Genomic DNA, 20,502 nt, shown 5'->3' on the forward strand with positions numbered 1-20,502 from the left:
AGGTCACCCCGTCAACCGGAGCTTCGTTGTGTTCGTGGCGGTCTCCCGGCGGACTGTCACACCTCCATGACCTGCAACGACTCGTGATCACCCGGAGAATGAATCAGCCCTGGGGGAGTGGGAGAGGTGCCCGAACCGGCGCCTATTCACGATGCCAGTCGCGGACAACGTTACCTTTCTCGTCCCAAGTGGTCTCTTCTCGGAGCGAATAGATTTCCTTATCGAAAAACTTTCTGGACTTCAGGACGCCGTTGGGGTGCCATTCTAGAAACTCCTCTGATGCGACGCCATTGATGACAGTTCCCTGCAACCTCAAAGAGCCATCCGGATGCCACATCTGGGACGATCCGTTCCTGATTCCATCGACGTAGGTATCAAGGCAGACCATTTGCCCGTCCTGATATTCTGCGGCCTCTCCCGTGAACAACTCGCTTCGATAGAGCATGCGATGACTCATGTCCATATCGACATCAGGGTCATCGATGTCGATGCGATGCGCCTGATTCATCATGGAATCCAATTCTTGCCGCTCGGCGGATAGCCCCCGTATCTCCTTGAAGGCATCTACGTCGTCCGGCAATCCCGGACGGGTACGAGCCCTCAGCGGTTCCTTGGTGACTTTCACTTCTGCCGGGCACCGTTCACGTGGTCGTGGATATGCCGCAGGTGCTGCCAGGCGGCGGGGTCGGTGCCGTCGCCGAGTGCGTAGTGCAGGGCGGGTCGGGTGGCTGGGCCGAGTTGGGCGGGTGCGGCATCGGTGAGGGCCTTGCGGGCGTGGTCGAGCCCGAGGTCGGCGACGGCGTCGGGGCCTAGCGTGAAGGAGAGGGGTACCGGGGGCGGCTCATGGTGGGCCGGGGTGGTCAGATCCGCTCGTGCGGTGCGTAGTTGGGTGACCATCGTGGCGAGGTTGTGCCCGGTTGCCAGGGACTCGGCCAGCTCGGGCAGGGCGTCCACCGGGATGCTCTGGTCCGCGCCATGGCCGATGGCCAGCGTGATGTGCTCCTCGACGCCGGCGCGGGTGCGGACTGTGCGCATGGTGGCGATGACCGGGTGGCCGGGGGCGCCGACGGCGACGATCCAGGTGGGCAGGGACTGTTGGGCGCGGGTGCGGGCCAGGTCGGTCAACTGCCTTGGCGACCACGGGACGTTGACGGGTTCAGCGGTGGCCCATCCGGCGGGCGGGGCGCCGGTGAGCGTGCGCCATGCCTGCTCCAGGGCGCCGCCCAGGACAAGTCGCTCGTCGGCCGGGTGGATCGTGCGGACGGAGAGCAGCAGTTGCCGTTCTCCCTCGGGGCCCGGACGGGGCCGGAAGGCGTCCGCGATCCGGGGGCCGTCGCCGACGACCGGGCCGAATCGGCCGTCGTGCCAGTGCAGTACGGCTCCGGAGAGCCCGTCGTAGTAGCCGCACCCGGGGTCGCGGACGACCCAGCGGGAGGGCAGTCCGTCCAGCAGTGTGCGGGCGGGGAGTGTGAGCCGGGTGCCGGGCGGGGTGAGGATCTGTAGCTCACGCCCGGTCCGGACCGTGTTGCGCACCACGTCGGTCAGCCAGGTCGTGGCAGCGACGACGGGGCGGCCCTGGATGACGACGGCGGCCGTGTCGGTGAGTATGTCGACACCCATGGGTGCTGCCGTTGTGGTGGCGTCGGCGAGGCCGCCCACGAGGTCGGTATGACCGGCCTCGCGTGGCCAGACGGTGCCCCCGAGTACAGCCGTCAGGCGCCCGGCGACGGACCCGGCCAGCCGCCCCGCCTCCTCCACAGCAGTGGTGGCCCGCGCCTCGGTCCACCATACGGGCGACTCCTCGTGCACGCTCGACCCGAGCAACCGGTCCACCTCACCCGGGACTTGGAGGTACCGGGGCGCTTCGACCGACACCAATGCCTGCCCGGCAGCGGTGCACAACTGAACGACGGACCCACCTCCCGCCCGGTTCACGAGCAGATCGGGGCCACCGGCGTGCAGCCCGGCCAGCAGCGTCTTGGTATCCGGCATCTGCGGGGTGAGGGCTATGACGTCCTGGGTCATGTGCTGCTCCTGAAGTGGCGGAATGCGTCATCCCTCTTCGCTGGCTTGAGATGCCAAACGCAGCGTGAGTTCTGCGCTGGCGAGCATTCTCGTGACATCGATGGGAAGATTGCGAGAGAGAGTGCAGGTACTCCTCCAGCTTGTCGATGTCCTCGGCCAGATTTCCCCTGAGGTACTCAGCCCGATTCCTCTTCCGCGGCACCAGGCGTGAAATGGCGGGTCACGATAACGGTCACGGTAGAGTTCCGGCTTCGCGCCGCCAAGAGCTGAGAAGGTTGCCCTTGTCGTCCCATTTGTCTTCCTCGGCAAGTGACGCGACGCTACCGTCGAAGACCCTTCTTTGCTGAAGGACGCCATTCGGATGCCACCTCTTGAACTCGCCCATAGGGCGTCCATCCTGGTTCCGGCCTTCTGACCGCAGCGTTCCATCCGGATACCATGCTCGAGAGCGTCCGTTGGGGAGGCCATCCACGTACTCGTCCAATGCGACGACCTGCTGGCCGAAGTACTCCACTGCCTCCCCAGTGAAGAGCTCACCCTGGTACAGCAGGCGTTGTCCCATATCCATGTCCACATCGGGATCGTCGATGTCGATTCGCACTGCCTCGGTCATCATGGAATCCAGTTCTCGTCACTCGGTGGGAAGCCCGTAAACCGGCCGTGACTGCTGGGCATACCCTCCAACATATGGTTGCAGTTGGCGCAGAAGGGAGCACTGCGGCCGCGCGCCCCCGTCTCCGGATTCTTCAGGAACGGAAACTCGACTGACGCACGCATCTCGGCCAGTGCGGAGGCGTCGTCCGGCAGTCCCTGTCGCGTGCGCATCCACAGCAGCTCGTTGGCCGCCTTTACCTCAGCATGTCCGAGCGGCTCGTCCTTGTGAGGAGGAGGATCACCGATGGACTTGAACCGGTCTGCCAGCGTCGGGTGGAGGCGGTTGGTCTCAATGGTCAGATCACGCGGACCGTTGATGCCCTCGATGATCGTACCCGTGCGCAAATCGATCACGGAGCCCACGCACGCGCCTGTCTGGGCTCGTGCAAACGTCCCGGCTTCTTTTGCCTGTAGATACACGGCGCCACGGTCGCGGGCCAGCTGATCAAGGTAGTCAGCAACCGGAAGGCCGTCCACATGAGTGATGACGCCGTTCTCGGTGGCCACACGGGGGCTGCTGACGTCCAGCTGCTCCATGAGCTTCTCGCCGTGCCCTGCGGCTGGTCTCGCACCGTTGTCCCCCACTACCGTCTCGGGGGAGAGCGCCTCGTGGGGGTGGGAGGCTGATTCAGGGGCGCTGTGGTCTGTACCTCCGCCTGTGTGTGCTTCAACAGTTGGTGTGTCATGTCCCGCCGTAGTGGGCCCTTCTGCGTGTTCCACCTGATGCGGCACTGTGGGGCCGCCGCCGGAGCCGTCCGTGTGGCCCGGACCGTTCGGGGTCTCTCCGTGCCCTCCTCCGGTATGGCCGCCGTCGTCACTTCGAGCCGGGCCCAGCTTGTCTGTCGGCCCGTGCGTCGTGTTTCCCGTACTGCTACCGCCGCCTGCGTCGTGGCCGCCGCGCGGCGGCAGGCCGTCGCCCGTGTGGGCGGTCGCTCCGGGCGCCCGTCCGCCCACGCCGACCGGTTCGCGATCGCCGTGCGGTTGGCCGACACCTCGTTCGGCGGCGGAGGGTTCGCGCTTGGCCGGGTCCAGATTGGGTGTGCCGTCCCGGTCGAGCGGGATGAAGTTGCCGTCCTTGTCGACGCGGTAGCGGTCGCTGAGGTCGAGGGCGCCGTCGGGGAACTTCGTCTTCGGTATCTGGAGGTGGTCGCTGACGTTGGCCAGGACCTGGGAGACCTTGGGCAGGTCCGAGAGTGCTTTGGCGGCCTTGAAGGCGCCGCCGAGCGGGTCGAGCGCGTCGCCGATCTTCGCCACGGTCCCGGCCGCTCTCGCGAACGTGCCGCCCTTGCCGAGCTTCGAAGCGGCGGCCAGTGGGCCGGAGGCGAGCGTGAGCAGGTTGAACGAAAGAACGGCATGGGCGCGAGCGGGGTCCTCCGATGCCATGTCATAGGCGATGAACTGCTTGCCGAACTCCTTGGCGTACACCTTGCTGTCGCGCTGCCAGCCGGTCAGGTGCTCGTCCTGTCCGAACAGGTCCATGCCGTAGGCGTAGCCGCCGACGACGGTGCGCCTCAGCCCGTCCCAGGCCTGGTCGCGCTCCTGCTTCCCGTGGAAGCCGGCCAAGGTGCCCAGGCCGTCGATGCCGCCCCAGATGCTGTCCTTGACAATGCCGTCCCACGCCCAGCTCTTGGCCCCGTGCCCCCACCACTCCAGACTCCAGCGCTCGTAGGTGCGGCCCTCGGGGCTGCCCCACGGCAGGTCCTTCACGTCCTTGAGCGCGTCGGCGGTCTGGCCGTACATGCCGAGGCCGTGCGTGCCGTCGTCCACCACCCACTTCGGGCGGCACGCGGCCGGACTGATCGCGTCGATCTTGTTGGCGGCGTTGCGCTCGGCCTCCTGGAAGCCCTCGCGAGCCGCCGTCACACCGTCCATCAACGCCTGGTGCGCGTCGACCTTGCCCTGGTCCTCGGTCCAGTCGTCATCGCCCCGGACACTGTCGACGAAGGTGAACGCGTCCAGCTTCAGTTGCTTGAGCCGGTCCGCGTGCGGCTTGGCCTCGAAGATGAACGTGTCCAGGGCATCGGCCAGCGACTCGATGTCCCCGGCGAACTCCTCCGCCGTATCCATCACCGGCTGCGTGGACGAGAACAGCTTGTCGGCCTCGGGAGCCTTGTAATAGGCGGCCGTCGCCTGGAAGCGGGAGTGGACGTCCTTTCCCCCGTTCCGGATGCCGATCGCGTGCGTCCGCAGGCTGGAAGCGGCTTTCTCCAGTTGACCGAAGTCACCCGTGTACTGCGGTATCCCACCCGGTTCGATCACGCCGGCTACTCCCCGCCCCGGTGGCCGGGCTTCTGCCCGACCGCCCTGATCTCCGCGGGGGTGGGCGCCTTGGCCGCGTCGCGCTGGGCCTGGGCGGCCATGGCGAGGTCGCCCTCGATGTACTCGGTGGTGGCCTTGACCGTGCCGTCCATCGACTTCTTCGTACGGGCGGCCATGAACCTGATCCGCTGCTGGGTGTCGGCGACGAAGTTCACCACCGCGGCCCCCACCGGTCCCGCGGGAGCCTCACCGCAGTACGGCCCGCTGATCGTCCCGGCGTGCAGCGCGGCGTCCTCCACGCTCTCGCCGTAACCCCTGACGTCCTTGCTCAGGTCCTCGGCCGCCAGCCCCACCAACGACAGCACGGACTCCACCCCGCTCGGCCTGATGTCCCACCCCGTCACGCCAACCCCCCGCATCCCCCGGCTGATACGCCTCGTCAACTGCGCCCGGCAACACGCGTGCCACTGACAGCAAGATCTTCATCTGTATCAACGCGCTCGTAGCATTTGCAACGCATTTCAAGCCAAACGCGTGTTGCGGCGGGTGTGCAGCGTTGTCGCCGGGGTGTGTGGCGATCGGGAAGTATCGCCGGATGAGCGGCTTGTTCTGGCCCCTTTCGGTTCCTGTTGCCGTCCCGTGAGGTGGGGGTCGGACGGCGGCAGGGTGGGGCTCGTGGTGTTTGCGGTCAGTAAGAGTTCCCGGCCCGCCGGCATGCCCAGCGATCACGCGAGGGGCGGAAGCGGAGCCCCGTCCCTCGAACCTCGGGATCGAGCGGGTCGCCCGCACGCGAGGTACGAACCCGGCCCGCGCTTTGCGCGTACCTCAGGCAGCCGGGGGTTCCATCGAAAGGGGGACGGGCGGCGGATCGTGGTGGGCCGGGGTGGTCGGATCCGCCGCGCCTCGGTCCGCCGCACGAGCGACTGCGCCTGCACGTTCGACCCGGGCAACCGGTCCACCTCGCACGGGACTTGGAGATACCGGGGTGCCTCGACCGGCACCGACGCCTGCCCGGCAGCGGTGCACAACTGAACGACGGGCCCACCTGCCTCAGGTGCGCGCCCCCTGCTGCGCGAGTGTTTCAGACCGCCGTGACGATGACGGGCAGGAGGAAGCCGAACAGCCCGGTGCACAGGCCCACGATGCAGGAGCGGCGAGGGGACCCGGCGAAGAAGCCGATGGTCGCGAGGGTGACCGCCAGGGCGCCGAAGATGACAGGGATGCCGGCTCCTATGTAGCCGGCGAACAGGGAAATGACGCAGGCGAGGATGCCCAGGGTGGACGAGGCGCCACCGTAGAGCGACGCGGGGCTGTCGGACTGTCCGGTGGGCATTTCGCTGTCCTTCGCTGTGGGGCTGCTGCGCGGGAGCGGTATCCCGTGAGTCCCATCATGGCAGCTCGTCGCGGTAGACGGAGGGTGCCCTTTGGGGCAGTGCCCCATGGGTCAATATCGGCTGCCTCGATTGGTTCCTAGTGTTGCGGCGACCGCATGAGATCCGAAAAACGGGAGAAGTTCGTGAAGCTGACCGGTCGTGCTGCGAAGCTGACATCACTCGCTGTGGTCCCCCTCGCGCTCTTGGCGACCGAGGTCACGGCCTCCGCCTCGCCAGGGCGTGCCCCTGGCCCGGATTCCCCCGCCTTCTCCCTGTCCTCGGTGCGCGCGCACGAGCTGACGGACGTGAGTGGCTTCGCCTCGTCCAGCGCGGAGGGCCGCGTGCTGAACAGCCAGGGATTCGCGGTGCTGCGGACGTCTTCGAGTCGCACGGCGGTGGTCGACCGTTCGATGACCGACCAGGGCATCACCACCGCGACCGGGACCTCCTCCGTGGACATCTCCTGGCAGGGGTACGACCGGCAGGCCCGTTATGTCGTGAGCCGTGACGGCGAGGACATCGCTTCGCTCGGCGCCGGGGTCACGTCCTTCCACGACACCGGACTGCAAGCGGGCAGCCGCCACACCTACCGGGTCGCACCCATCCTGCCCAAGGGTGGCAGCCCGAAAGCCCGCGTATGGGGCATGCAGGTGTCCGTCCCCACGGTTCGCAGGGGAGAGGACCAGCTGAGCGCACTGCGTCGGCAGGCCGTGCAGCAGGCGACCGCGGCGGCGGTCGCCAAGACCACCACGGTGACGTGGATGACGTTCATACCCCAGAAGAAGGTCGACGCACCGCTCGCAGGCTGCGACTACGGCCGCAACTTCCAGTTCGGCGGGGACGGTCACGGCTACGACTGGAAGTCGTCGAAGTACCGCACGGTCCTGAACGCGCTGATCACGTGGAAGTCGAAGAAGGTCGACGGCTACAAGGACATCGGGGCCAGCCACGTCTACGTCAAGAAGACGGGCAAGCTGGTCGCCACCAAGACGGCCAGCGGCAAGGACATGAAGGCCAAGAAGATGGGGTCGGGCAGCAAGTACGTGGACGTGCGGCTGATCACACACGCCACGAACCCCTTCTGCAAGGGCTTGGGAGGCGTCAAGGGAGCGATCGACGGGGCGCTCTCGATGCACGTGACGACCGGCGGAAACTGGTCGATCATCTCCGGCAAGCATCGGTTGATGCCGAACCACCACATATACATCTACAACGGTGGCAAGGTCACGGACGTCTACAAGCGCAAGTACGCGAACGAGCTCTGCCTGGTGGGGTCGGCGACGTGCCCGGAGGCTGATCTCACGGGCTACTACGGCAAGTTCAAGTAGGACGGCCGCGCGAGCCGCCCACATGGGAAGCCCCGCATCAGCACGGTGCGGGGCTTCCGCGTCGAGGTCGTCCCCTCATGGGATCAGTTGCTCACCGTCGGCCGGGTTCCGGTGGTGCGGTGCCGGCGCGAGGCGGCGTCGCTGCAAGTCCTTCGTTCTTTCGGGCATCACCCCGACAGGTCGACCCTCCCTCTTGGGCAATGCCCTTGTCGGATTTGGAAGTTGGCGCCGCCAGAATGAAATGAACATCGGATGACCGAGCGGATAGGTTGGCCGGTGGTCGTCGCAGCACCCAGGCCACGGGGGTCTGCTGGGAATCGCGGCGTCCAGAAAGGGACCGGAATGACCCATCGGTCCGACGTGGCGGACATGGCTTGCTCCTACCGGCGAACCGGCCACAACCCGGAACCCGGTGTCTGGCGGCTGGAGACCCTGACGCAACGAGAAAGAGAGGTTCTGCTGCTGCTGGGGACGGGCCTGGGCAACCGCGAGCTGTCCAGGGACTTGGGGATTGCCGAACGCACGGTGAAGGCACACATCGCGAACATCGTTGCCAAGCTGGGGCAGCAGACGCGGACACAGGCCGCGATCGTCTCTGCCCTGGCCCACGGCTCGCTGTGTGCCGATCTGTCATGCTCCCGGCATCTCGGTAAGGTCCCGGGCCGTTGGCGCGAGCCCACTGTTGCGTAAGGCGACCGGGTCCACCCGCCTCGGGCGGACCCGGTGCCGCAGTCGTTCCTCATGGCCGATGCTCTCGATCGTGTCGGCCATGAGGTACCGGCCGCGCGAAGCGGTCGTCCGCGTACGGCGGCAGCAGCCGGAACCGGCGCTCCGGCCGTACCTGCCGAGTCCGTGCGTACCGTCGTCCACCACCCGCCGAGGGCGGCGCACACCCGGACCGATCGTGTTGATCTCGTCGGCGGCATCGGCCGGCGACTCGATGGCGCCGGTGAACTGCGCGAGGAGGGGACGGCCCGCCGGGCGTCCCCGCTCTACCGCTTCGGCGCCCCCGCCCGTACCGAGCGCACCACGCCCGCCGCGGCGATCAGAAAGCCCACGCCCATCAGCATGCACAGCGACCACGCGATGGGCGGAAGCGGATGGGTGCCGAGGAAGAGGGGGGCCATGGTGGCCAGGGTGGACAGTGCGCCGACGAAGAAGACGATCGCGCCGATCCGGACCAGCCGGTCACCTGCGCCAGAAGGTGTAGTACTCACCCCGCCAGGGTAGTTCCCGGCACCGGTGAAACGTCCCACGGCGAGCCGCACGTGGCGCAGGCACCGTTTCTGGACACAGTCCGGATGACCAGGCTTGACGAGGGGTACTTCACCTGGGGAGGCTTCTGCCAGCAGGGGAGCACCACCACTGGATAGCCTGACCTGCTGAGGCTTTGTTCCGGCATACAGGTTGCATACGGGTTGAGATGGGGTGCGTGCTTTGCCGACTGGCAAGGTCAAATGGTTCAACAGCGAGAAGGGCTTCGGCTTCCTCTCCCGCGACGACGGCGGCGACGTCTTCGTGCACTCCTCCGTGCTCCCCGACGGCGTCGACGCACTCAAGCCCGGCCAGCGTGTGGAATTCGGTGTCGTGGCAGGTCAGCGCGGAGACCAGGCGCTCTCGGTGGCGGTCCTGGACCCGACCCCGTCCGTCGCGGCCGCACAGCGCCGCAAGCCGGACGAGCTCGCGTCCATCGTGCAGGACCTGACCACCCTGCTGGAGAACATCACGCCGATGCTGGAGCGCGGCCGCTACCCCGACAAGGCGGCCGGCAAGAAGATCGGCAGCCTGCTGCGCGCGGTCGCCGATCAGCTCGACGTGTAGGACCGGGTCCGGCCCCGGCCTTCCGCCGGATCTCAGACGAACGACAGCGCGTCCGGGCCGAGGGGCGGTACCAGCCCCTCGGCCGCGGCGCGGGTCAGCAGTCCGCGGATCGCCGCGTAGCCGTCCTCACCGAGGTCGGCGGTGAACTCGTTGACGTACAGCCCGATGTGCTGGTCCGCCACGGCAGGGTCCATCTCCTGGGCGTGCTCCAGCACGTAGGGCCGTGACGCCTCCGGTTCGTCCCAGGCCATCCGTACCGAGGTGCGCACGGACTCGGCGAGCAGCTTCAGCGTCTTTGCGCCCAGCGACCGCTTGGCGATGATCGCGCCGAGCGGGATCGGCAGCCCGGTCGTCTCCTCCCAGTGCCGGCCCATGTCGGCGAGGTTGTGCAGACCGTAGTTCTGGTACGTGAAACGGGCCTCGTGGATGACGAGACCGGCGTCCACCTTCCCGTCGCGCACGGCGGGCATGATCTCGTCGAACGGCATGACGACGATCTCGCCGACCCCGCCCGGCACCACTTCCGCCGCCCAGAGCCGGAACAGCAGATACGCCGTGGAGCGCTCGCTCGGCACGGCGACGGTCTTCCCCGTCAGATCCGTGCCCGCGTCCTTGGTGAGGACGAGCGGTCCGCAGCCCCGTCCGAGCGCCCCACCGCACGGCAGCAGCGCGTACTCCTCCAGCACCCAGGGCAGGACCGCGTACGAGACCTTGAGCACGTCCAGTTCGCCGCGCTCGGCCATTCCGTTGGTGATGTCGATGTCGGCGAAGGTGACATCGAGGGCGGGCGCGCCGGGGACCCTTCCGTGCGCCCAGGCGTCGAAGACGAAGGTGTCGTTCGGGCACGGCGAGAACGCGATGTGCAACGGGTTCGACGGCTCATGTGTCGTGTCGGTCATGGTGGGTCCAACCTTCCAGTACGGGTACGAGCTTCCCGAACGCCTCGGTGAGCGCGGCCAGCGCGTCGCCGATGCGCCACGCCTCCCGGTCGCGCGGGCCGACGGCGTTCGAGACCGCCCTCAGTTCCAGCACCGCCGCGCCCGACCGTTCGGCGGCCTCGGCGACGCCGAAGCCCTCCATGGCCTCGGCGGCGGCCCGCGGGTGCGCGGCGCGCAGGGCGGCGGCGCGCTCGGCGCTGCCCGTCACGGTCGAGACGGTGAGGATCTCGCCGGTGAGCGCGCCGGTGGCGGCGGCCACGTCCCGTACCAGTGAGCGGGGCGGGAGGTGCCGGTCCCGGCCGAAGCCGAGCGCGGTGACGGGCACGAAGCCCTCGGGCGTCTCCGCGCCCAGATCGGCGGCGACGATGCCGCTCGCGACGACGAGCGAGCCGACCGGCGCCACGGGTGCGAAGCCGCCGCCGATCCCGGCCGAGACGACGAGGTCGTACGGCGCGGAGCCCGGCCCGGACACGTGGCCGGCGGCGAGGCCGAAGGCGGTGGCGGCGGCGGCCGCGGCCGGCCCGGCGCCGCCCGCGAGGACATCGACGACGCTGTCGCCGCCGGGGGTGCCCACACGGTGGAGTTCGGTGCCGGGCGCATGGCGCACGGCCACCTCCGGCCCGTCCCCGAAAGCACGCGTGACCGCGTCCCGTTCTGCTGGGACAGCGGTCACGACGAGCACACGCACGGGGCGGATCCTCCGAGGTCAGGAGGGACGGACGAGGGTCAGGAAGACTTCTTCAGCTCGAAGTGCCAGACGCCCGTGAGCTGCTTGCCCTTGGTCTCCACGATGCTGATCTGCGTCTTGTTCGTGGTCTCGCCGGTCTGGCTGGAGAAGAAGGCGCTGCCCGGGATGGACCGGTAGGTCCTCTTGTACGGCTCCTGCTCGGCCTGCTGACCGTTGATGAACAGCGTCCAGCCGTTGTTCGCGATCTCCGGGTCGACGCCGAAGCGGACCTTGTCGTCCATCGCGACCTCGACGGACTTCTCCGCCTTCTTGTTCAGGCAGCTCTGGTACTCGGACGTCTTGAGGGGCTTGCCGTCGTTGTAGCAGGCCGCCTCGGTGCTCACCGAGTTTCCGCCGACCGTCACGGTCGCGAGCGGCGTCGGCTTGCTGCAGGCGGAGAGGACAAGGAGTCCCGCGGACACGGCACCGAGAGCGACGCCGATTCGACGGCCCTTACCGGAGAAGAACGCAACGGTCATGGGCCGAAGGCTATCGGTCGCTCCGGTTCATGCCACGCGGGGGTGCGGCGAGCCGCGCCGAGCGGCACCCAGCAGACCCCGTACGGACGTGGCCGCGCCCAGGGCGAGGACGCCCGCGGCGACCGACATGCCCAGTACGCCGTTGAGGGGGAGGGCGATGCCGATTCCGCCGCCGACCACCCACGCCATCTGGAGCACGGTCTCGGACCGGGCGAACGCGGATGCCCGCACCTCCTCCGGTACGTCGCGCTGGATCATCGCGTCCAGCGAGAGCTTCGACAGGGCCTGGGAGAAGCCCGCCGTGGCGCTGAGCGCGGCGACCATGACGGTGCTGAAGAACAGGGCGGCGAGCACGGCGACGGCCAGGGCCAGGGCCAGCACCGCGGCGACGATCGCCTCGGGGCCGCGTGCCCGGAGCCAGGAGCCGACCGCCGTACCGACGGCGTTTCCCGCGCCGGCCGCCACGCCGGCGATGCCGAGCGAGACGGCGGCGCTCTGTCCGGCGAGCGGCTGCTCGCGCAGCAGGAACGCCAGGAAGAAGATCAGGAAGCCGGAGAGAGCGCGATGCGTGGCGTTGGCCTGGAGCCCGTTGAGCACGGACGGTCCCACGGACCGCAGGCCGGGCCGTTTCTCCCCGTTCCTCTCCCGGCGTCCCGCCCTGCCGCCCTTTCCGTTCCGGTTCGTCGCGGGCCGGGCGGACGTCACGCTGTGCGGCAGCACCAGCCGGGCCCTCCGCTCGCCCTTGGCGGAGTCGACCTCGGGCGGCAGCGTGAAGGCGAGGACGGTTCCCCCGACGAAGATCGCGCACGCGCCGTACAGCGGCCAGCCGGAGCCGATGGTCTGCAGCCCCGCCCCGATCGGGGCGGCGAGACCGGTCGCCAGGAGCCCGGCAAGGGTGACCCGGGAGTTCGCCTTCACCAGGGAGAAGCGGGGCGGCAGCAGGCGTGGCACGACCGCGCTGCGCACCACTCCGTACGCCTTCGAGCAGACCAGGACGCCCAGCGCGGCCGGATACAGCTCCAGACCGCCGGTGGCGACCGCGCCCGCCATGGTGAGCGCGAGCACCGCGCGGGCCAGCATCGCGCCGGCCATCGCGGCCCGGCGGCCGTGCGGCAGACGATCCAGGAGCGGGCCGATCACGGGGGCGAGAAGGGTGAAGGGTGCCATGGTGACGGCGAGGTAGAGCGCGACACGGCCGCGGGCCTCGTCCGTCGGTACGGCGAAGAACACCGTCGAGGCGAGCGCGACCGTGATCATCACGTCGCCCGCGCCGTTCACGGCGTGCAGCTCGATCAGCTTGCCGAGCCCGGATTCCCCGGCACCGTGGGCGTGCGTCGCCTTGCGGATTCCTCTCGCGGTGCCGGTGAACGGGGTGCGCAGGGCACGACCGATCGTCCGGCCCGTCCTGCGGAGCGGGCCGGAATCCCTGTGCGACCTGGCGGAAGTCACCTCGTCATAGTGCCCCAGTCATGACACCGGCGAACCGGGACGGGTGAGGGGCACGAACGCACTCCGCCCTGTCGGGCCAGTCGCCGGCCCGGTCCGGGCCGGGCCGGCCCGGTGGAACCGGCCGGTGGCCGTCGGGTGTTCCGGGGCGGTCCTCGCCCGGCCACGGAGCCGGATACGGCCTGTTTGGGACGGGCAGGTGGGCGGGGGGCGGCGGAGAGGGTAGCGTGCGTAGCGCGCCACCGGCGGTTTCTCTCGGCCGCGCGCCTATCGGCGATCCCGCAGAATGGATGGCAGAAGGTGCGCCCGAGGCAGGCACAACGGGTGTGGACGTCGACGCGGCCCCCAGGTCCGCTCCGCCCGCATCCGTCATGGCCGAAATCGATGGATGTGCTGGCGCGCTCGTGAGACTGGCGTAGGAGAGAAGCGAGACCTGTGAGTGCTGCGACGACGCGAAGCCGTACGGCCCGTACCCCCGTCCCCGACCGTCTGTGCGCCGAGGCGGTAGACCTCGCCCGCGCCGCGGCCGAGGAAGCAGCCGCGCCGGGGGTCGTCGGTGAGCATGTGGCCGTGGTCTCCGAGGGAGACCGGGTCGTCACGCACTTCTTCGAGTGCAAGGAGCCGGGCTACCGGGGCTGGCGCTGGGCGGTGACCGTGGCGCGCGCCTCCCGCGCGAAGAACGTCACCCTCGACGAGACGGTGCTGCTGCCCGGCAGCGACGCGCTCCTCGCCCCCGAGTGGGTGCCGTGGAGCGAGCGGCTGCGCCCCGGGGACATGGGGCCCGGCGATCTGCTGCCCACCGAGGCGGACGACATCCGTCTGGAGCCCGGCTACACCGGCGAGGACGAGCCGCCGCCGAACTCCGCGGTCTCCGAGATGTCGCAGGAGATGGCCGACCTCGTCGATGTGGAGGACGCGGAACTGACGACGCGCCCCGCGACGACGAGCCGGGGCTCGATCGCGGCGGTCGCGGAAGAGCTCGGCATGCGGCGGGCGCGGGTGCTGTCGCGGTACGGGCTGCATGCGGCGGCCGACCGGTGGGACGAGGCGTTCGGCGCGAAGACACCGATGGCACAGGCGGCCCCGGCCTCGTGCATGACCTGCGCGTTCCTGGTGCCGTTGGCGGGATCGCTGAGGCAGGCGTTCGGGGTGTGCGCGAACGAGTTCGGTCCGGCGGACGGACATGTGGTGTCGCTGTCGTACGGGTGCGGCGGGCATTCGGAGGCGGCGGTGATGCCGAAGCCGCCGAAGCCGGTGCCGCACGCGCTGGACACGATGCAGGTGGACGAGTACCCGTTGCGCCCGGCCCGGGACTCCGGCTCGGTCCCGGCGGAAGCGGACACCCCCACGGAGGATCTCGGCCACTCCTGAGCGGGGCGCGGGGCGCGGGGCGCGGTACGCATGGCGCGGGGCGCTCGGCGCGGGGCTGCGGGGCGCTCGGGCGCGCTCCGGGTGAGCCCGCGGGCCCCCGGCGCACCCGTGCAGTCCACGATCGCCGGACGGGCCTGATCCGGCCGTCCCCGCGAGGGGACGCCCCGGCCCGCGAGGGCGGCCCCGGCCGAGGGAGCACCCCGGCGCGCAGACACGGTCCTGCGGCCATCCGGGCTGATCCGGACGAGAGACCCCTGGTCGGCCCGCGCCCGGGCCCGTGCGGCGTTCGAGGACGGAACCCGGCCCCCGGGTGGGGCAGATGCGCCATCCCCCGCGTGGAGTGCCGTTCGCGGCGCCCCGTCCGGTGAGAGGACCCGGTACCTTCAGGCGCACACTTGGCGGCACGGGCAACGTGCAACCGGAGAAGAGCGGAGTCAGAGCGTGAGCATGAATGCGACCGAGGGGGCCGATCCGTTCGGGACCGCACGGCTGCGACGCGGTGTGCTCGACGCCTGGGGTGCCGGCCCCGCCAGATTCCGTGAGGACGCCAACGCCGAGGAGGACCTCGCGCTCGGCGGCTACCGCGACCGCCTCGTCGTCGAGCTGGCCCAGAACGCCGCCGACGCCGCCGCCCGCGCCGAGGTCCCCGGCCGACTCCGCCTCACCCTGCACGCGGCGACCGCGGACGCCCCCGCCGTGCTCGCCGCCGCCAACACCGGCGCCCCTCTCGACGCCACCGGCGTGGAATCGCTCTCGACCCTGCGCGCCTCCGCCAAGCGCGAGGGTCACGAGGGCGCCGTCGGCAGGTTCGGCGTCGGGTTCGCCGCCGTGCTCGCGGTGAGCGACGAGCCCGCCGTCGTCGGCCGGCACGGCGGCGTCCGCTGGTCCCTCGCCGAGGCCCGCGACCTCGCCGCACGGGCGGCCGTCGCCAGCCCCGGCCTCGGCGACGAGCTCCGCCGCCGCGACGGCCACGTACCGCTGCTGCGGCTCCCGCTGCCCGCCGAGGGCACCGCACCCGACGGGTACGACACCGTCGTCGTCCTCCCGCTGCGCGACGGCGGCGCGGAGGACCTCGTCGTCCGGCTGCTCACCGCGGTCGACGACGCGCTCCTGCTCACCCTGCGCGGCCTCGACGAGGTCGTGATCGAAACCCCGGACGCCGTGCGGACGTTGCGCCGCTCGCAGCACGGCCCGTACACCCACGTCGAGGACTCCGCGCACGGTACGCACCGCTGGCGCACCGCCGTCCGGCACGGTGCCGTGGAGCCCGCCCTGCTCGCCGACCGGCCCCGTGAGGAACGGCTCCGGCCGCACTGGTCGGTCACCTGGGCGGTCCCGGTGGACGCGGAGGGCGCCCCGGTACGTCCCCGCACCGCCCCCGTCGTCCACGCGCCGACCCCCACCGACGAACCCCTCGGCATTCCCGCGCTGCTCATCGCGTCGCTGCCGCTCGACACCACCCGCCGTCACCCCGCCCCCGGGCCGCTCACCGACTTCCTGGTGCAGCGGGCGGCCGACGCGTACGCCGAACTGCTCGCCGGCTGGCAGCCGCTGTCCATCGACACCATCGACCTCGTCCCCGGGCCGCTCGGCAAGGGCGAGCTGGACGGTGCCCTGCGCGGCGCGATCCTGGAGCGGCTGCCGCGCGTCGCGTTCCTGGAACCCGCCGCCCCGCGCGACCCCGCCGCCGAAGCGGACCGGTGGGACAGCTGGGACGCGGCGGCGGGCGGCATCCGCGAGGCGGCCACGACCGCGCTGCGCCCCATCGAGGCCGAGGTGCTGGAGGGCGTCGGCGCCGAGACCGTACGGGTGCTCGCCGAGGTCCTGCCGTGCCTGCTGCCCGCCGGACTGGAGCGCCGCAGCGAACTGCGCACCCTCGGCGTCGCCCGCGTCCCGCTGACCGAGGCGATCGACCGCCTCGCCGGGCTGGAACGCGACCCCGGCTGGTGGCGGCGGCTGTACGACAGCCTGTCCGGCATCGACCCGGACCGACTGTCCGGCCTGCCGGTCCCGCTCGCCGGTACGCAGGCGGTGGACGCCGGGACCCCGGCCGCCCCCCGCACCGCCGTCGGCCCCCGCCAGGTCCTCCTCCCGCTCCCGGACGCCCTCACCGGCCCGGTCCTGGAACGCCTCGCCCGGCTCGGGCTGAAGGTCGCCCACCCGGACGCCGCCCATCCGCTGCTGGAGAAGCTGGGCGCCCTGCCCGCCACGCCCCGCGCCGTGCTGACGACCCCGCAGGTGCGGGCAGCCGTCGCCGGATCGCTGGACGCGGGCGAGATCTGGGACGAGGACGCGCTGGACGCCGACGAACTCGCCGAGACCGTCCTCACCCTGGTACGGGACGCCGAACTGGCACCCGGCGACGAACCCTGGCTCGGCGCTCTCGCCCTGCCCGACGAGGACGGCGAGCCCGCGCCCGCCGGTGAACTCGTGCTGCCCGGAAGTCCGTTCGCAGCCATCATGCGGGAGGGTGAACTCGCCCTCTGCGACCAGGAACTGACCGACCGCTGGGGAGCGCAGCCGCTCACCGCCTGCGGGGTGCTCGCCACCTTCGCCCTCGTTCGCGCCGCCGACGTCGTCCTGGACCCGGACGAACTGGAACCCCGCGAGGGCGATTTCGCCGAACCCGACGACGCCGGACTGCTCGACGCCGTGGACGTGTGGTGCGAGGACGTTCTCGACCAGTTGCCGGACACCCCCGTGCCACCGGTCGCCACCGAACTCGTCGCCGTCCGCGACCTGGACCTCGTCGACGACGACGCCTGGCCGCAGGCGCTCGCACTGCTCGCCCAGCCGCCGTTGCGCGACGCGCTCACCCAACCGGTACGGGTGCTGCTGCCCGACGGCACGACGCAGTCCGTCCGCCCGTACACGGCCTGGTGGCTGCGCGACCACCCCGTGCTCGACGGCCGCCGCCCGGCCGGCCTGCGGGCGGCGTCCGGCGACCCGCGGCTGGCCGGGCTGTACGACTCCGCCGACGCGACCGGTTTCGACGACGCCCAGGTACTGCGCGCCCTCGGCGTACGGACGTCCGTGGCAGCCCTCCTCGACGAGCCCGGCGGCGCCGCCGAACTCCTCGGCCGGCTCGCGGACGAGGACCGTGAGGTCGGCCCCGTACAACTGCACTCCCTGTACACGGCGCTGGCCGATCTCGACCCGGAACAGGTCACGCTCCCCGACGAACTGCGGGCCGTGGTCGACGGCGAGGTCCGGGTGGTCGACGCGGCGGACGCCGTGATCGCGGACGCCCCGGACCTGCTGCCGCTCACCGGCGGGCTTCCGTTGCTGCCGGTCGCCCCGGCGCGCGCGGCCGATCTGGCCGAGCTCTTCCAGGTACGGCGGCTCGGCGAGAGCGTCGAGGCGGAGGTGACGACGGAGGGCGAGGAGCATCGCGTGCCGGATTCGGTACGGGTGCTGCTCGGCGCGGGAACCCCGGACGCGTACCTCGAACACGCCGAGCTGCGTGCCGGCGGCGTCGAACTGGACTGGCGCCGCACCTCCGACGGGACCGTGCACGCCGCCACGCTGGAAGGCGTCGCGGCGGGACTGGCCTGGGCGGCGGGCCAGTGGCCGCGCCGCTTCGAGGTCGCGGCGCTGCTGGAGGACCCGTCCCGTACGGAGGAACTGGCCCGGGACCGCTGGTTCGACTGACCGGCCGGTGCGGGCTTCGAGCACATCGGTGCCGGAGCCCGCAGCGCATGCACAGGAATTCCTCAGCGGGCGCACAACCGTTCATGTGTCCCGGTGGTCTCTCCTGCGAAGCCACCAGGCTTCGCAGACGATCTCGGGCCCCCGGCGGACGACCGCCGCGGGCCCCTTCTCCCTGTTGGGGAATGAACATGCGCATTCGTGCCACCGTGGCCGCCGTGACCGGCGCCCTGGCTCTCTCCGCCCTTGTCATTCCGTCGGCGGCCCAGGCCGACGACACGCACCGCTCGACCGTCAGCGACGTCGCGCGTGCAGCTCGGTCCACCACCGTAGGCGACTTTGGCGCCAAGTCCGGCGCGCGCTCCCTCGCGGTCGAGAGCACCCCCGGTCAGCTCGACCTCACCTTCTCCAAGTTCACGGTGAACGGCGGCAAGCCGATCGCCGTGGGCACCACCGCCACGAAGACCGTGCCGACCACGTTCACCGTGACGCACGCCGCCGATGTGAACATCTTCGCCTCGGACTTCGAGCTCGATGTCTCGCTCTACCGCGGTTCGTTCAGCGACCCGACGAACGAGTTCTACGGCGATGCCGCCCCCACCTGCAAGGCCGTCTCCTCCACGGTCGCCACCTGCAAGGGTCAGATCGCCGTCTGGCCGCAGGTCGACCTGATCGGCAACGCCGATGCCACGACGTGGAAGGCGATGGGCTTCGCCGTCGACTACAACGGCCAGGACCCGAGGAGCCCCGACGTCAGCAAGATCGGCTTCGCGCTGCAGGACGGCCTGGGCACGGCCCGTGTGCAGCGGCTGTCGAAGCTGACGGTCGACGCCGCTCCGGAGCCCGTGAAGAAGGGCGGGACGATCACGGTCACCGGCAAGCTGTCGCGGGCGAACTTCGACGACCTGAAGTACCACGGCTACGCCACGCAGCCGGTGAAGCTCCAGTTCCGCAAGAAGACCGGCTCCACGTACACCACGATCAAGACGATCAAGTCGAGCAGCACCGGCACCCTGAAGACCACGGTCAAGGCCACGGTCGACGGTTACTGGCGCTACAGCTTCGCCGGTACGTCCACCACCCCGGCCGTCTCGGCCGCCGGTGACTTCGTCGACGTGAAGTAAGTTCCGTCGCGCCACACGCACCACCGCGGGCCGCGCCCGGGGACGGCCACCGTCCCCGGGCACGGCCCTGCGCGTGGCGCGCCGCGCTTCTCACTGCAAGGCGACACACAAGAACTCCACTTTGCGTACAACCCTTCACATGCGTAAGAGGTCTGGTCTCACGAGTCAGCAGACTCTCAGACCCAACGAGCCCCGCCCGGGTCGTACCACGTACTCGCGGGGCCCCTTTCTCCACTGGGGAAACACATGCGCATTCGTGCCACTGTTGCTGCCGTCTCCGGCGCCCTGGCCCTGTCCGCTCTGGCCGTCCCGGCCGCCCAGGCGGGCGACCACTCTGCTGCGAACCTGCACAAGCCGACGTCGGGTGCCGAGGTCTTCGGCACCGCCGCAAAGGGATCGTCGAAGGCCGCCGCGGCCACCCGCGCGGCCACGGCGGAGCCCGTCATCTCGAAGGTCGTCGTCAACGGCGGCAAGGACATCGTCCTCGGCACCACGGCCGCGAAGACGATCTCCATCTCGGTCACCGCGTCGCACGCGTCCGGTGTCGTCGACGCCTACGCCGACCTGTGGCACGGCACGGACCCGTCCTCGGAGAACACCCTGGACGGGGCCATCCTGCCGAACGAGGACGCCGCGAAGTGCACCAAGGTCAACGCGACGACCTCGACCTGCAAGCTGACCTACACGATCTACCCGCGCTACGACCTGTACAAGAACTCCCTGGCCGGCACCTGGCACGTCACCGCGGCCGCGCTCGCCGGTAACCAGACCGACATCGCCTACACCGACTTCTACAGCACCGCCCGCGTGCAGCGGCTGTCGAAGCTGACGGTCGACGCCGCTCCGGAGCCCGTGAAGAAGGGCGGGACGATCACGATCACCGGCAAGCTCTCGCGGGCCAACTGGGAGACCTTCAAGTACCAGGGCTACACCGGACAGTCGGTGAAGCTCCAGTTCCGCAAGAAGACCAGCTCCACCTACACCACGATCAAGACCATCAAGACGAACAGCACCGGCAACCTGAAGACCACGTCCAAGGCCACGGTCGACGGCTACTGGCGCTACAGCTTCGCCGGTACGTCCACCACCCCGGCCGTCACGACCGCGGGCGACTTCGTCGACGTGAAGTAGGAGTTCCCGAAGCAACTCCCGCGTACCTCTCCGTACGCACCCGCACCACCGCGCAGCACTCCGGGCCGGGGGCGGGGGGGGGGGGGCCCCCCCCCCCCCCCCCGCCCCCCGCCCCCCCCCCCCCCGGGGGCCCGGGGGGGGGGGGGGCGGCGCCCCCCCCCCCCCCGGCCGCCCCGGG

Annotated in this window: 18 protein-coding genes; 7 read left to right on the forward strand and 11 right to left on the reverse strand. The window is 70.4% G+C overall.

Going from position 1 to position 20,502, the window contains the following annotated elements:
* Window positions 1–142: 142 nt before the first annotated feature.
* The 6 genes from ACIRP2_RS07695 to ACIRP2_RS07720 all read right to left on the reverse strand — a co-directional run bounded on the left by ACIRP2_RS07695 (window position 143) and on the right by ACIRP2_RS07720 (window position 6,271).
* Window positions 143–625 carry a toxin-antitoxin system YwqK family antitoxin gene (locus ACIRP2_RS07695; protein ID WP_404247591.1) on the reverse strand — a complete coding sequence of 161 codons (483 nt, stop codon included), beginning with the start codon at window positions 623–625 and terminating at the stop codon, window positions 143–145.
* Window positions 622–2,025: a DUF6177 family protein gene (locus ACIRP2_RS07700; protein WP_404247593.1), complete on the reverse strand. Its 1,404-nt coding sequence runs from the start codon at window positions 2,023–2,025 to the stop codon at window positions 622–624. Before ACIRP2_RS07700 ends, ACIRP2_RS07695 begins: the two co-directional genes overlap by 4 nt.
* A gap of 232 nt (window positions 2,026–2,257) precedes the next feature.
* Entirely contained in the window at window positions 2,258–2,641 is a 384-nt protein-coding gene (locus tag ACIRP2_RS07705; RefSeq protein WP_404247595.1) for a toxin-antitoxin system YwqK family antitoxin, read from the reverse strand.
* Window positions 2,638–4,938 carry a hypothetical protein gene (locus tag ACIRP2_RS07710; protein WP_404247597.1) on the reverse strand — a complete coding sequence of 767 codons (2,301 nt, stop codon included), beginning with the start codon at window positions 4,936–4,938 and terminating at the stop codon, window positions 2,638–2,640. The genes ACIRP2_RS07705 and ACIRP2_RS07710 overlap by 4 nt, the downstream gene beginning before the upstream one ends.
* Window positions 4,939–4,943: 5 nt before the next feature.
* Entirely contained in the window at window positions 4,944–5,342 is a 399-nt protein-coding gene (locus ACIRP2_RS07715; protein WP_404247599.1) for a DUF6507 family protein, read from the reverse strand.
* Window positions 5,343–6,019: 677 nt separating this feature from the next.
* Window positions 6,020–6,271 (reverse strand): hypothetical protein, encoded by a 252-nt coding sequence (locus ACIRP2_RS07720; RefSeq protein ID WP_404247601.1) that lies wholly within the window; start codon window positions 6,269–6,271, stop codon window positions 6,020–6,022.
* Window positions 6,272–6,427: 156 nt separating this feature from the next.
* Between ACIRP2_RS07720 and ACIRP2_RS07725 the strand changes: the two genes are divergently transcribed.
* Window positions 6,428–7,639 carry a hypothetical protein gene (locus ACIRP2_RS07725; RefSeq protein ID WP_404247603.1) on the forward strand — a complete coding sequence of 404 codons (1,212 nt, stop codon included), beginning with the start codon at window positions 6,428–6,430 and terminating at the stop codon, window positions 7,637–7,639.
* A 342-nt stretch (window positions 7,640–7,981) separates the two neighbouring features.
* On the forward strand, window positions 7,982–8,329 hold the full coding sequence (locus ACIRP2_RS07730) for a LuxR C-terminal-related transcriptional regulator (RefSeq protein ID WP_404247605.1): 348 nt from the start codon (window positions 7,982–7,984) through the stop codon (window positions 8,327–8,329).
* Window positions 8,330–8,631: 302 nt separating this feature from the next.
* Here the strand turns inward: ACIRP2_RS07730 and ACIRP2_RS07735 are convergent, their stop codons facing one another.
* Entirely contained in the window at window positions 8,632–8,856 is a 225-nt protein-coding gene (locus ACIRP2_RS07735; RefSeq protein ID WP_351081894.1) for a hypothetical protein, read from the reverse strand.
* A 220-nt stretch (window positions 8,857–9,076) separates the two neighbouring features.
* Between ACIRP2_RS07735 and ACIRP2_RS07740 the strand changes: the two genes are divergently transcribed.
* Window positions 9,077–9,460 carry a cold-shock protein gene (locus tag ACIRP2_RS07740; RefSeq protein WP_351081896.1) on the forward strand — a complete coding sequence of 128 codons (384 nt, stop codon included), beginning with the start codon at window positions 9,077–9,079 and terminating at the stop codon, window positions 9,458–9,460.
* 32 nt (window positions 9,461–9,492) lie between these two features.
* On the opposite strand, the gene ACIRP2_RS07745 is transcribed toward ACIRP2_RS07740, so the two are convergent.
* The 4 genes from ACIRP2_RS07745 to ACIRP2_RS07760 are packed head-to-tail and all read right to left on the reverse strand — an operon-like array spanning window position 9,493 to window position 13,053.
* Complete coding sequence (locus ACIRP2_RS07745) at window positions 9,493–10,359, reverse strand: 1,4-dihydroxy-6-naphthoate synthase (RefSeq protein WP_404247607.1); 867 nt, start codon at window positions 10,357–10,359, stop codon at window positions 9,493–9,495.
* The gene (locus ACIRP2_RS07750) at window positions 10,340–11,086 is read right to left on the reverse strand and encodes a futalosine hydrolase (RefSeq protein ID WP_404247609.1); all 747 of its coding nucleotides are present in this window, start codon (window positions 11,084–11,086) and stop codon (window positions 10,340–10,342) included. The genes ACIRP2_RS07745 and ACIRP2_RS07750 overlap by 20 nt, the downstream gene beginning before the upstream one ends.
* Before the next feature lie 38 nt (window positions 11,087–11,124).
* Window positions 11,125–11,604 carry a DUF2771 domain-containing protein gene (locus tag ACIRP2_RS07755; RefSeq protein WP_404247611.1) on the reverse strand — a complete coding sequence of 160 codons (480 nt, stop codon included), beginning with the start codon at window positions 11,602–11,604 and terminating at the stop codon, window positions 11,125–11,127.
* A gap of 27 nt (window positions 11,605–11,631) precedes the next feature.
* On the reverse strand, window positions 11,632–13,053 hold the full coding sequence (locus ACIRP2_RS07760) for an MFS transporter (protein ID WP_404247613.1): 1,422 nt from the start codon (window positions 13,051–13,053) through the stop codon (window positions 11,632–11,634).
* Window positions 13,054–13,485: 432 nt separating this feature from the next.
* On the opposite strand from ACIRP2_RS07760, the gene ACIRP2_RS07765 reads away from it, so the two are divergent.
* The 4 genes from ACIRP2_RS07765 (at window position 13,486) to ACIRP2_RS07780 (ending at window position 20,324) form a co-directional block, all read left to right on the forward strand.
* A complete protein-coding gene (locus ACIRP2_RS07765; protein ID WP_404247615.1) occupies window positions 13,486–14,421 on the forward strand; it encodes a DUF3027 domain-containing protein in 936 nt (311 codons plus the stop codon).
* A 447-nt stretch (window positions 14,422–14,868) separates the two neighbouring features.
* Window positions 14,869–18,072 (forward strand): sacsin N-terminal ATP-binding-like domain-containing protein, encoded by a 3,204-nt coding sequence (locus ACIRP2_RS07770; RefSeq protein WP_404249380.1) that lies wholly within the window; start codon window positions 14,869–14,871, stop codon window positions 18,070–18,072.
* Window positions 18,073–18,260: 188 nt separating this feature from the next.
* Window positions 18,261–19,193 carry a hypothetical protein gene (locus tag ACIRP2_RS07775; protein ID WP_404247617.1) on the forward strand — a complete coding sequence of 311 codons (933 nt, stop codon included), beginning with the start codon at window positions 18,261–18,263 and terminating at the stop codon, window positions 19,191–19,193.
* A gap of 246 nt (window positions 19,194–19,439) precedes the next feature.
* A complete protein-coding gene (locus ACIRP2_RS07780; protein WP_404247619.1) occupies window positions 19,440–20,324 on the forward strand; it encodes a DUF5707 domain-containing protein in 885 nt (294 codons plus the stop codon).
* Window positions 20,325–20,502 lie beyond the last annotated feature (178 nt).

This window comes from Streptomyces sp. NPDC101194, assembly GCF_044767885.1.
Classification (GTDB): domain Bacteria; phylum Actinomycetota; class Actinomycetes; order Streptomycetales; family Streptomycetaceae; genus Streptomyces.